Source organism: Variovorax gracilis, from assembly GCF_030317115.1.
Taxonomy (GTDB): Bacteria; Pseudomonadota; Gammaproteobacteria; order Burkholderiales; family Burkholderiaceae_C; genus Variovorax; species Variovorax gracilis.
Genome location: NZ_JASZYF010000006.1, coordinates 36,368 through 48,701, shown reverse-complemented (window position 1 = coordinate 48,701; position 12,334 = coordinate 36,368). Strand labels below are relative to the sequence as shown.

13 protein-coding genes are annotated in these 12,334 nt (G+C 65.8%); 10 read left to right on the top strand and 3 right to left on the bottom strand.

Annotated features, from left to right (window positions below; translation table 11 throughout):
• The first annotated feature begins 1 nt into the window (after position 1).
• Positions 2–355: a phage holin family protein gene (locus QTH97_RS13925; protein ID WP_286568792.1), complete on the top strand. Its 354-nt coding sequence runs from the start codon at positions 2–4 to the stop codon at positions 353–355.
• 60 nt (positions 356–415) lie between these two features.
• On the opposite strand, the gene QTH97_RS13920 is transcribed toward QTH97_RS13925, so the two are convergent.
• Complete coding sequence (locus QTH97_RS13920; RefSeq protein ID WP_286568791.1) at positions 416–2,002, bottom strand: M48 family metalloprotease; 1,587 nt, start codon at positions 2,000–2,002, stop codon at positions 416–418.
• A gap of 54 nt (positions 2,003–2,056) precedes the next feature.
• Between QTH97_RS13920 and moaC the strand changes: the two genes are divergently transcribed.
• The 7 genes from moaC (at position 2,057) to QTH97_RS13885 (ending at position 10,218) form a co-directional block, all read left to right on the top strand.
• Entirely contained in the window at positions 2,057–2,551 is a 495-nt protein-coding gene (gene moaC / locus QTH97_RS13915) for a cyclic pyranopterin monophosphate synthase MoaC (RefSeq protein ID WP_286568790.1), read from the top strand.
• 224 nt (positions 2,552–2,775) lie between these two features.
• Positions 2,776–3,255 (top strand): type IV pilin protein, encoded by a 480-nt coding sequence (locus QTH97_RS13910; protein WP_286568788.1) that lies wholly within the window; start codon positions 2,776–2,778, stop codon positions 3,253–3,255.
• A gap of 12 nt (positions 3,256–3,267) precedes the next feature.
• Positions 3,268–3,867: a GspH/FimT family pseudopilin gene (locus QTH97_RS13905; RefSeq protein ID WP_286568786.1), complete on the top strand. Its 600-nt coding sequence runs from the start codon at positions 3,268–3,270 to the stop codon at positions 3,865–3,867.
• A 99-nt stretch (positions 3,868–3,966) separates the two neighbouring features.
• Positions 3,967–4,335, top strand: a complete 369-nt coding sequence (locus QTH97_RS13900) for a type IV pilus modification PilV family protein (protein WP_286569100.1) — start codon at positions 3,967–3,969, stop codon at positions 4,333–4,335.
• Between the two features lie 2 nt (positions 4,336–4,337).
• Positions 4,338–5,621, top strand: coding sequence for a PilW family protein (locus QTH97_RS13895; protein WP_353655631.1), 1,284 nt, complete (start codon positions 4,338–4,340; stop codon positions 5,619–5,621).
• A gap of 2 nt (positions 5,622–5,623) precedes the next feature.
• Positions 5,624–6,301: a pilus assembly protein PilX gene (locus tag QTH97_RS13890; protein ID WP_286568785.1), complete on the top strand. Its 678-nt coding sequence runs from the start codon at positions 5,624–5,626 to the stop codon at positions 6,299–6,301.
• A 56-nt stretch (positions 6,302–6,357) separates the two neighbouring features.
• On the top strand, positions 6,358–10,218 hold the full coding sequence (locus QTH97_RS13885; RefSeq protein ID WP_286568784.1) for a pilus assembly protein: 3,861 nt from the start codon (positions 6,358–6,360) through the stop codon (positions 10,216–10,218).
• A gap of 47 nt (positions 10,219–10,265) precedes the next feature.
• Here QTH97_RS13885 and QTH97_RS13880 read toward each other — a convergent pair whose 3' ends face one another.
• Positions 10,266–10,562, bottom strand: coding sequence for a putative quinol monooxygenase (locus tag QTH97_RS13880; protein WP_286568783.1), 297 nt, complete (start codon positions 10,560–10,562; stop codon positions 10,266–10,268).
• Positions 10,563–10,748: 186 nt separating this feature from the next.
• Here QTH97_RS13880 and QTH97_RS13875 point away from each other — a divergent pair, with 186 nt between their 5' ends.
• Both QTH97_RS13875 and QTH97_RS13870 read left to right on the top strand, forming a co-directional pair.
• Positions 10,749–11,225: a DUF4124 domain-containing protein gene (locus QTH97_RS13875; protein ID WP_286568782.1), complete on the top strand. Its 477-nt coding sequence runs from the start codon at positions 10,749–10,751 to the stop codon at positions 11,223–11,225.
• Positions 11,226–11,272: 47 nt separating this feature from the next.
• Entirely contained in the window at positions 11,273–11,608 is a 336-nt protein-coding gene (locus QTH97_RS13870; protein ID WP_286568781.1) for a hypothetical protein, read from the top strand.
• 8 nt (positions 11,609–11,616) lie between these two features.
• Here the strand turns inward: QTH97_RS13870 and QTH97_RS13865 are convergent, their stop codons facing one another.
• Entirely contained in the window at positions 11,617–12,309 is a 693-nt protein-coding gene (locus QTH97_RS13865) for a TonB family protein (protein WP_286568780.1), read from the bottom strand.
• Positions 12,310–12,334: the final 25 nt, after the last annotated feature.

Genomic DNA, 12,334 nt, shown 5'->3' with positions numbered 1-12,334 from the left:
AATGCGACTTTTGATCAAGTGGCTGCTCAGCGCGCTCGCGCTGCTGGCAGTCACCTACTTCTACAGCGGTGTCCAGGTCACGAGCTACCCCTCGGCACTGCTGGCAGCCGCAGTGATCGGCCTTCTCAACATGTTCGTGCGGCCGGTGCTGGTGGTGTTGACGCTGCCGGTCACCATCGTCACGCTGGGCCTCTTCCTGTTCGTGATCAACGCCCTGCTGTTCTGGGCCGCATCCGGGCTGCTGCCGGGCTTTCACGTCGACGGCTTCCTTGCCGCGCTGATCGGATCGCTGATCTATTCGCTCCTCGGGCTGATCATCGAATCGGCGCTCGGCGGCCTTTTTTCCAAACGCTGACGCATGGCGCCGCGGCGCGCAACGGGACCGCGCGCTTCCGCTCTCTCTCGCCCTCTTTCCTTACCTGAGCGGCGCCTCGGCCGCCTGCTCCTTGAAGAGCGCCTCCACCGCGCGTGCGCGCGTATCGATGATCGACGCCTCGTAGTGATCGACAGGCATGCCGCCGGCCTGCCCCTGCGACGCCTTGCGGATCAGATCCTGGGCCGCCCTGAGACGATCGCGCGCACCCGGATAGTCCAGGATCGCCACGTTGGCCTCGGCATCCGCCCGCACCGCGCGCACCGTGTCGTTCTGCGCCCCGTACAGATTGGCCAGTGTGCGCCAGGCTGACGCATCGCGTGGATGGACGGCCACCCAATCGCGCAGCGGCGGGATCATCGGCGCGGGGTTCCGCATGGCGACCGCGGCCTGCGCGGACAGCAGCATCTCGGGCCGGTCCTTGGCCTTGGGATCGAGCAGTGCCGCCGCGGCGGGCGCCGCGTTGGCCGTGAGTTCGATCTCGGCGGACAGCAATCGCGCGAGACGGGAGGCCGGCGCATCGCCCGCCGTGCGCGTGACGAGCCGCTGCGCCAGCGCACGTGCCGTCTTGAAGTCGCGCAGCTCGCTGGCCGCCATCGCTGCCGCGTAGAGCGTGCCGGCCTGCTGCGCCGGCGAGCTCTTCGCGAACTCGCCGCTCGAGGCGGAGTCGATTGCCAGCCGCAGAACGTCGACGCCGGGGCGCGTCAGCACCCTCGCCCGGGAGGCGATCATGGCGTGATCCATCGCAAGGGGCAGCGGCGCGGGTGCCGTTCCGGGCTTGAACTGGAAGCGTCCCTGCATGTCGGCGATCCGCTCGCTGTTGAGCGGGTGGCTGCGCAGGTACGGATAGGAGCCGTTGTCGTTGAGACGCGATGCGTACTGCAGTTTCTCGAACATCGAGGCCGCGCCCTGCGGCGCATAGCCGGCCTGCGTCATCACGCCGAAGCCGACGCGGTCGGCCTCGCGCTCCATGTCGCGCGAGAAGCCCAGCTGGTTCTGCATGAAGGCGGCTTGGCTGCCCATGATCACGGCCTGCCCGGCGTCCGCGCTGCGGCTCTTGCTGGCGGCGATCGCGCCCAGGATCAGCCCTGCGAGCATCAGCGGCATCTGCTTGCTCTGCTTGGACATCTGCCGCGCGATGTGGCGCTGGGTCACGTGCGACAGCTCATGCCCGAGCACCGTGGCGAGCTCGTCCCGGCTGCCCACCACCGCAATCAGACCCAGGTTGACACCCAGGTAGCCGCCCGGCAACGCGAACGCGTTGATGGTGCGGTCGCGCCCGAGCACCACGGTCCAGGCGAATCGTTCGTCGAGTTCAGGCGTCAGGTCGCCGCGCGTTCGCGCCGCGGCGAGCAGCCGTTGCCAGATGTCGTCGACGTACTCGGCGAGCACCGGATCATCGATGTAGTCGGGATCGCGGTACAACTCGCGTGCGATCTGGTCGCCCAGATGCCGCTCGGCGCTGGCAGTCATCTCGCCGCCGTCGCCCATGCCCGGCAACTGGGCCAGGGCGGGGGCCGGCAACGCCAGTTGCGCCGCGATGACCGCCGCGGCGCACGCGCTGCGCACGAGACGCCGGGCAGGTCCCTCGGCGCTGGGGGGGTGGGGAACTGGAGTCAACCGCAACATTCCTCGTCGATGGTTCGGCCTCGTATGATGCGGCACTTCGCCGAACGTTCACAGATGAGCTCCCTTACACATTTTGACGCCCAGGGCCAGGCGCACATGGTCGACGTGGCCGCCAAGCCGGCGACCCATCGCGTGGCCGTGGCGACCGGGCGCATAGAAATGCAGGCGGCCACCCTGGCGCTGATCGAATCGGGCACCGCGAAAAAGGGCGACGTGCTGGGGATCGCGCGCATCGCCGGCATCCAGGCCGCAAAGAAGACGAGCGACCTCATTCCCTTGTGCCATCCGCTGGCACTGACGCGGGTGGCGGTGGCGTTTGCCATGTCCGAGGGCGGTTTGCCGAAGGTGTGCTGCACGGCGACGGTCGAAACAGTGGGGCCGACGGGCGTGGAGATGGAAGCGCTGACCGCGGTGCAGGTGGCGCTGCTTACCATCTATGACATGTGCAAGGCGGTCGACCGCGGCATGCGCATCACCGACGTCCACGTGCTCGAAAAGCACGGCGGCAAGTCGGGCAGCTACACCGCCGGGGAATCGACGCCGCGCTAGGCATTGCTGACCCGCGCAACGCGGGTACAGGGACCTCTCCCCCTCGGCCGGCGCCCCGCGCCAAATGTGACTTCGTGCAACCGATGTGTACGTCTGTAGGCCATCGGACGGAAGGTGTGCGCTTGCTGACAAGCGGTCTGGGGCTTGGAGACCCGCCATTCACACAATCAGAAAAGATCGTCAGTGAATTGCAATCCCGCATGCCGCGCTTCCGGAGCCCCATCGTGAAGAAACAGGCTTGCATCCGCCTTGAAAGCAGCCGGCACCCCGCCGGCGGGTTCACGTTGATCGAAGTGATGATCGTCGTCGCGGTCATCGGCGTCCTGGCGGCCATCGCGCTTCCCTCTTACAACGACTATGTGCGGCGCGGCCAGATCCCCGAGGCGTTCACGCTGCTGTCGGAGTACCGGGCCAAGATGGAGCAGTACTACCAGGACAGCCGCAACTACGGCACCGCCGCCAAGTGCGCGACCGATGCGAGCGCCAGCAGCTGGAACACCTTTCCCAGGACCGCGCAATTCTTCTCCGTCGACTGCGCGACGACCAACGCGCAGCAGGGCTACACGGTGACGGCGACCGGCATCGCGGGCAAGGCCATCGGCCACGTGTACACGATCAACCAGAACGGTGACCGCGCCACCACGAAGTTCAAGGGCAACGACGTGACCGCCGCCTGCTGGCTCACGAAGACGTCCACCTGTTGATCGGGACCTGCCATGAAGCAGCGCGGCTTCTCGCTGATCGAACTGGTGGTCACCGTGGCGGTTCTGGCCTTGGTCTTGTTCGCGACCGCGCCGAGCATCGGCGCATGGATGGACAACACACGCATCCGCAACGCCGCGGAGTCGCTGCAGATCGGACTGCAGACTGCGCGCAGCGAAGCCGTGGGCCGCAATCAGAGCATTTCGTTCTACCTTGTCTCTCTGGCGAACCCCGGCGTGATGGACAACAGCTGCGCTCTGTCGGCCAACAGCGGCTCCTGGGTCGTCAGCGCGACATCGCCGGACACGAAGTGCGCCAGCGCCCCGTCGACCAGTGTGGCGCCCAAGATCGTGCTCAAGCGTCCTGTGGGCGAGGGCGGCGGCAAAGTGAAAGTCAGCGGCTTGCAGGCCGATGGAACCACGAGCGGCACCACGGTCACGTTCAACGGCTTCGGGCGCGTGGTCAACGCGGACCCCATCGCCCGCATCGACATCACCGGGCCCATCGACGGCGCTGCCTACCGCAACCTGCAAGTGCGCATCACCACCGCGGGCGCGATCCGCATGTGCGATCCGCATGTGCCTGCGGACTCCAACGATCCCCGCAAATGCTGAGCACGGGAGAAGCAGATGCACGGATTTTGCAAACATCGGCACATTTCGCCCCGCATGAGGGCGAGGCGGAGTGCGGCCCGCGGCGTTGCGTTGATCGAAGTGCTGGTCGCGATGCTGATCTTCATGTTCGGCGTGCTCGGCTTGATCGGCATGCAGGGCTCGTTGACGCGCACCCAGACCGAGTCGAAGATGCGCGCGGATGCGGCCTATCTCGCCAGCGAGGTCATCGGCCGGATGTGGGTCGACATCAACAACCTCACGAGCTACGCGGGCGATTCCAGTTGCAGCGCCGCGAGTTGCACGGAGTGGCGCAGCAAGGTCGGCCAGATGCTTCCAGGTGGCGGCGCCTCCATCGAAGTCGATGAGGCGACCGGCGACGTCTCGGTCACCGTCACGTGGGCCACGCCCAACGGCGACACGCATCAGTACGTGACGCAAACGACCATTGCAGCAAAGACCGCAGGTTGATCATGCTTGCTCCCAGACTCGAATTGCCGAACGCGCCCCCGGGCTTGCCCAGGTCGTGTGGCCTCTCGACCGCCGGCCGGGGGAAATGCCGGCGGCCCGGCGGAGCCGGTTCCGCGAGATTCCCGCGTTCGCGAGGTGGCGGTTTCGGGCGTCGTGGGGCTCGCGGATTCACCCTGGTGGAATTGATGGTCGGACTGCTCCTGGGGTTGCTGACCACGCTTGTCATCAGCGAAGTGCTGTCCACGTCGGAAGGCAAGAAACGCACGCTCACCATGGGGAGCGATGCCCAGACCAATGGGGCGCTGTCGCTCTACACCCTTCAGCGCGATATCCAGGCGGCGGGGTACGGGACCGCCAACGAGCCGGCTGCGCTGGGGTGTCCGATCAAGGGGGAGTTCAGGGACCCGGCCGCGCCGGCAGGGACGCCGTCGATCGCGTTTTCGCCCACGCTGGCGCCGGTGGTCATCGAGGACGGTGCCAGTGGTGCGCCGGACCGGATCACGGTGCTGCAAAGCCGCACGCCGGGGTTCTCGGCGCCTGTCAGCGTCACGCATTCCCACGCGAAGACCGATGAGTTCTTCGCGGTCAAGTCGTCACTCGGCGTGGCGGCGGGTGACTTGATGATCGTCGTGCCCGCCGGCGGCGCCTGGAGCGTCGACAACTGGTGCACGGTATTCAGCGTCACCAACGATGGCGCTTCGCCGGCGACCAGCACGACGCTCGATTTCCAGCACGTGCCGCACGTCTCGGGCGGCACCAGCAAATGGAATCGCAGCAGCGTCTTTCCCGACGCGGGCTATCCGGCGCAGAGCTACCTGCTCAATCTCGGCACGATGTCGCTCAATACCTACGAGGTCGACGCCCAGAAGAACCTGGTCGTCACGTCGCGGACCGCAGGTGCCGCATCCACGACCTCCACCGCGCTCTACCCGCAGATCGTCAATCTCCAGGCGATGTACGGCAAGGACACCACCGCCGACGGCCAGGTGGACACCTACGACACGGTCACGCCGACCACCGCCGCCGGATGGCAGCAGGTGCTGGCGATCCGCGTCGCCGTGGTGGCACGCAGCAGCCAGTACGAGAAGGACGAAGTCACGCAGACGGAACCGCTGTGGGACGTGGGATCCGGCACCACCATCGCGGGCACCGTCAACTGCCACAACGGCAGCAAGTGCCTGACGCTCGGCATCAGCAGCGTGCCCGACTGGAAGCATTACCGCTACAAGGTCTACGACACGGTGGTTCCGCTGCGCAACATGCTCTGGAACGGGGCAGGCAGTTGATCATGAACGCCCGACATTCGAATCCACAACAGCGCGGCGTGTCGCTGCTGTTCGCCCTCCTCGCGCTGGCCGCGCTGTCACTCGCGACACTCGCTCTGGTGCGCTCGGTCGACACCGGCGGGCTGGTGATGGGCAACATCGGCTTCAAGCAGGACGCCACCGCGACTGGCGATCAGGCCACGCGCCAGGCCGTGGCATGGCTGAAAGCCAACATTACCTCGCTGGACAACGATGCCGCCACCAACGGCTACTACGCGAGCACCAAGGAACTGAATGCCGACAAGACGACCACCCGCGTGGATGCGACGGGACAGCAGTTTCCGTCGGACCGGACGCGCAAGCTGATCGACTGGGACAACGACACCCGATGCGACTACGCGACCGCCGGCACCTTTGCCAGTTGCACGCTGAAGACCGTGAGCGTCGACGACATCAACGGCAACAAGATGAGCTATGTGATCTTCCGGCTCTGCGCTTCCTCGGGCGATTCGAACGACGACCTCAACAACAGCTGCTCCAAGCCGCTGAGCGGTGGCGGCGGCTCCTCCAACAAGGGCAGCATCTCCTACGGCAGGCAGCCGATTGCCGGCGGCGCCAGCCCCTACTACCGCGTCGTCGTTCGCGTGCTCGGCGCGCGCAACACGACCAGCTTCACCGAGTCCATCGTCAGCTTCCAATAAGGTCTTCGTCCATGAAACCGCATCCCACGCCATCCCCACGGCGAGCGTGCTTGCCCATGCGGAATTTCCTTGCGCAATGGACCATCATCCTCGGCATGGGCGCCGCCGCATCTGCCGCCTCCCTCGCCCTTGCCGCGGAGACGTTCATCCTCGACGAGCCCCTGGCGACCCGGCCCAATGTCAAGGCGAAGCCGAACCTGATGTTCATCCTGGACGACTCGGGGAGCATGGCCTCGGAGTACATGCCCGACGCGATGAGCGACGCCGGCACCTACGGCTATCGATCCGCGCAGTGCAACGGGGTGGCATACGACCCGACCGTCGTCTACGCGCTGCCGCTGGATTCAACCGGCCAGCCGTTGGCGACGCCCAGCTTCGCGGCGGCATGGACCAACGGCTTCGCGCAATCGGGCAGCACCAATCTCAACGGTTCCTCAGAGACCATCACCACCATCAGCACGACGAGCAGCGTCTCGACCGGTACGGGAACCAAGACCTTCGTCTTCACCGGCGCCGGCTATTCCGCGAGCACCTTCACGGTCGGCGAGACGATCACGCTGAGCGCCAGCAGCGGCAGGTCGATGACCGGCACCGTCACGGCCTGGAGCGCCACCAACTTCAATACCAACGGGGTCAAGACGCTTGTCATGTCCGTCTCGTCGGTGACCGGCAGCGGCTCGTCGTCGAGCTGGACCGCCACCCGCTTTCCGGGCAGCTACTACTACGCCTACACCGGCACGCAGACCCGGATGAGCTGGTCCTATACGAGCACGGGGCCGGTGCAGAACACCTTCTACAACGAGTGCCTGAGCACCGTCGGCAGTTCGCCGGGCAGCGCCGTGTTCACGAAGGTGAGCGTCAAGAGCACCTCGGCCGACGCCCAGAACTACGCCAACTGGTATGCCTACTACCGGACCCGCTCGCTGTTGATGCGCACCGCGGTCGGCCGCGCATTCAAGACGCTGGACGACGGATATCGAGTGGGCTTCTCGACCATCAACAGCAGCACCGACGTCACGACCAGCGACGGCTTTCATCCGGTGGACGACTTCGGCACGGCCCAGAGGGCGGCGATCTACACCAAGCTCTATGGCGCCGCCGCCAGCGGCGGGACGCCGCTGCGGGGTGCACTGTCGAAGGCCGGGCGGTATTTCGCGAAGGGCTATGCCGGGCAGGTCGATCCGGTCCAGTATTCGTGCCAGCGCAACTACGCCCTGTTGTCCACCGACGGCTACTGGAACAACGGCGGCAGTGTCGAGAACGCCAACTACGGCCCGCGCGATCTCGGCGGCAACCTGGTGGCCAACCAGGACGGCACCGAAGAGCGCCCGATGTTCGACGGCACCACCACGACCGCAGTCACGACGCGCACGCTCTACATCGTCGGCACACTCGGTTCGTGCCGCCGCAGCGGCGTCAACCGCTACAACGTCACGGCACAGCCGCAGACCTTCTCTGGCGGTGTCTGGTCCAACAGCGGCACCGGCGAGGACAGCTGCGTGGTCGGCACGACGGTCATCGTCAACGGCAAGACGGCCGCGGACCTCGCGGGCAAGAGCGAAGGCAGCGCCCCGACCACCACCGCTGTCACCTCCGGCGGCTCCTCCGACACCCTGGCCGACGTGGCCGAGTACTACTACAAGACCGACCTGCGCACCGATGGCCTGGGCAACTGCACGTCGACGACATCGGGCACGACCCAGAACGTCTGCAGCAACATCCTCAAGCCCAACGGCCGGGACACGGCACCGCACCAGCACATGACGACCTTCACCATCGGCCTGGGCGTCGGGGGCACATTGACTTACGACAGGAACTACCTGACCCAGGCAGCGGGCGACTATGTCAACCTCAAGAACGGCACCGTCACCTGGCCCGTGCCGACCACCACCATCTCGGGGAATTCGGGTGACGCACGCAATGTCGATGACCTGTGGCATGCCGCCGTCAACGGGCGCGGGCAGTACTACTCCGCCCAGAACGCCAGCCAGCTCGGCGATGCGATCAGCGGCGTCGTCAACACGATCATGGAAGAAAACGGCTCCGGGGCCGCCGCATCGACCAGCGCGCTGGAGCTGGTGGCGGGCGACAACAACCAGGTCTACCGGGCCAGCTACACGACCAAGACCTGGACGGGCGACATCCAGGCGTTCACGCTGAACGGGGACAACGGGAGCGTCGGCTCCACACCCCTGTGGTCCGCCCAGGCCAAGCTCACCACGAGCACGACGCCCAGCGCCCGCAAGATCTACTACCGGCAACCGACGGCCACGACGACGATGCGCGCATTCAACTGGACCAACCTGAATGCGGACGGCTACGGCGCCTACTTCAGCAGCCTGTGTTCCCAGACCCTGGTGGCCTCGCAGTGCGCCAGCCTCGCGACGGCCGAACTCACGGCAGCCAACTCGGGCCCCAACCTCGTCGAGTACCTGCGCGGCGTGCGAACCTTCGAGACCGCCAGCACCACGAACAGCACCACGCGCGCGCTGTACCGCCCCCGCACAGGCGTGCTCGGCGACATCGTCAACGGTGCGCCGGTCTTCGTCGGCAAGCCGCCCTTCACCTATGCCGACACGGGCTACGCGGCCTTCGTCACCGCCAAGGCGAGCCGCAAGCGGGTGGTCTACGCCGCGGCAAACGACGGCATGCTGCATGCCTTCTCGGCCGCGACCGGGACCGGCAACGACGGCGGGACCGAGCTCTGGGCCTACGTACCGAGCTGGGTAATGCCCAACCTGTACCGGCTGGCGGATGCCAGTTACGAATCCCGGCATCGCTATTTCGTGGACGGCCCGCCCGTCGTCGGCGACATCAAGGTCGGCACCACCTGGAAGACCATACTCGTGGGCGGCCTCGGCAAGGGCGGCCGGAGCTACTACGCGCTGGACATCACCGACCCGGCGAACCCCCTGCCCCTCTGGGAATTCACCGACACCAACCTGGGCCTGAGCTTCGGCAACCCCATCATCACCAAGCGCGCGGACGGAACCTGGGTGGTCGCCTTCGCATCGGGATACAACAACATCAGCAACGGGGACGGAAAGGGCCACTTGTTCGTGCTGAACGCGAACACCGGCGTCAAGCTGCTCGACATCTCGACCACCGCCGGCAGCACCACGGATCCGAGCGGGCTCACCAAGATCAACTCGTGGGTCGACGACCCGTCGGACAACACGTCCAAGCGCTTCTACGGCGGCGATCTGCAGGGGAATCTCTGGCGATTCGATGTCGACAACCTGGTCGCGCCGAACCAGGGCGCGCTGCAACTGGCCAAGTTCCAGATCAGCGCCACGACGCCCCAGCCCGTGACGACCATGCCGGAAATGGCCGAGGTGGCAGGCAAGCCGGTCATCATCGTGGGCACCGGCCGCTACCTCGGCACCTCGGACATCGAGGACACGACGCAGCAGAGCATCTATGCGGTCAAGGATTCGCTGGCCAGCACCGGCGTGGGCGATGTCCGCCTGAACAACAAGATGGTGCGCCAGACCTTCACGCTCACGGGCGACATCGCCAACATCTCGAGCAACCAGGTGAACTGGGGGACGCAGGACGGGTGGTGGGTCGACCTGCCGCATTCCGGCGAGCGCGTCGCGGCAGACATGGCGCTGCAGTTCGGGACGCTTTCCGTCGATACCGCCATCCCCAACGGCGACGCCTGCAGTTCGGGCGGCTCGTCCTGGCGTTACTTCCTCAATGCTGCCAACGGCAACGGCTTCGAAAACGTGGCGGCCGGGGGGCTATGGAGCGCGAATGCCCTGGTCGTCGGGCAGAGCTGGGTGAAGCTGGAAAACGGCGAGACACGCATCATCCGGCAGAGCAGCGACGGGACGATCAAGACCGAGAGGCCACCGGGTGGCGGCGGGTCGGCAGGGGTGCCGCATCGGAACTCGTGGCGCGAGCTGGCGGATTGACGGCAGGGGGCCGGGCCGTGCGCGGAAGCACGGCCGATCGATGTCGTCTAGACGACGACGGTGAAGAAATCCTGCCTGATGGCGCTCTCCAGGAGTTCCTTGAGCCTGGGAGCGAGGGCCATCATGGTCGGTGACTTCATGTGGCGCACCAGCGCGGCCTCGTTGGCCCACGTCTCATAGGTCATGAAACGCCCGGGCCGCTCACGGTCTTCGAGGAGGATGTAGCCCTCGCAACCCGGGTCGAGCCGGAAGGCATGCACGGCAGGAGCCAGAAGCGCTCGTACTTTGTCTTCCGATCCGCTTCGAGCCACCAGGGTTGCAACGATACGCAGGGAATTCGCCATTTTTGTCGCTGTTTTGTCGCTGCTGCTGTGAATGCGCGGAGTCTATCGCACGCTAAACTCGACTCTTCAGTCATGCCTCGGACCGCATCTTTCAATCACGAGGCAATCCCTATGCGAAGCGCTTTCTCCTTTCGAAAGTCTGGACTCGGTGCAACGGCCCCATATCGAACCTGGATGCTGGCCGGGATGCTGACGCTGGCTGGAATGCCCGCCTTCGCGATGTTCAAGTGCATTGCCGACGGGAAGACGACTTTCCAGGAGTTGCCGTGCACGGCCGGCGCCAGGCAGACAGAAATCCGCTCGCAGTACGAAGCGCAAGAGCCGGAGATGGCACCCACGGTGGCCGCGCCGTCAACCCCCACATCCGACCAGCTCAAGCTGGATTCAATGGAAAGCGAGCGACTGCGCCGCGAAGCCGCCTACGCGCTTCGGGACAAGCTCGCGGAGTTCACGAGATACCAGGCGTCCTGCGAACGCGACCATGGCGTGATCTTCACGAGGAATGCGGATGCGAGTCGCAGCATCACCAGCGCCGTCTATCCGCAGAACGTCAATGACGCCTCCGCGAACATGGCAGCCGCCCGCTGCATTGCCAAGGTGAATGAGCTTCAGCAACAGCTCGGCGCCTTGCGCCTTCAATGCGCGGCACGCAAATGCGAATGACACGGCCGCGCAACTCGGTTTGTACTTGCACGTATTGGAGAAGCAATTTGAACAAGCAGCGCATCTTTGCCGGCATCCTGTTGGCTGTTTCGGCCATGTCGGCAAGTGCCGGCTCACTGAGTGACCAGGTCAGCGCCATGTCCGAATCGGGCCGCCGCAACTTCACCGGCATGCTCATCCGCCAGAGTGGCGCGAACTGCCCAGCCGTGCAGCGAACATTCTTCCAGGGCAAGCTCGACAAGAACGCGGTATGGAACGTCGCCTGCAATTCTCGCGACAACTACGGCATCGTCTTCTATGGAGATGACTCGAACACCACGCGAGTCATGAAGTGCTCCGAACTCAAGGAACTCGGCGCCCCCGGGTGCTTCAAGAAGTTCTAGATTCCTGTCTATGGCTTGGGGGCCATGCCGCCCTGCCCCGACACCGCGCCACCTCGATTGGTCGGCGTGTAGTCCACTGCAATCGTGAGCTGACTGCGGACAGGCACGCCGAGAAACCGGCCCGGCGAAAACCTGGCCTTGCCGAAGGCTTCCACGGCCGATGCCTCGAACAGCCCCTCCGGACTTGCGCTCACGACGACCACGTCATCGACTGCACCGTCTGCGCCAATGAGCAGGCGCAACACGACGGTGCCCTGCCGGAGCCCTGCTGCGGCCGGGTATTCGGGGTCGATATCTCCCAATGGATGCGGAGGAGGATCCAGCTCGGCGGCCAGTCTGTAGGCCGGCGTCGCGGGCCCGGCGGAAGCGCTCTTCGATGCGCTGTCGGCCAGCGGCGTCGATGCTCGCGCAGGCGCGGCCTGAGGTTGCACGCTTGCCGCGCGTGCGGGCCTTTCAATGGGTGCCCTTTGGACGACGCCTTCCGGCGCCGGCTCCGGACGATGCTCGGGCGGGGTTCTTTCCGGCTTGGGCTCCGGTGCGACCGCGGCCACCGGGATCACGCGCGCCTGCATCGGCGCGCTGCCACTGGCCACCGTGGCCGAAGGCATCAGCAGGTCCGTCAGCCCGATGAGAAGCACCGCGTGCATGAGCAGCGACAAGCTCACCGCCGCGCCGACCTGCCAGCCTCGTCCGTTCACCATTTCATCGAGACACCATGGAGCGGGC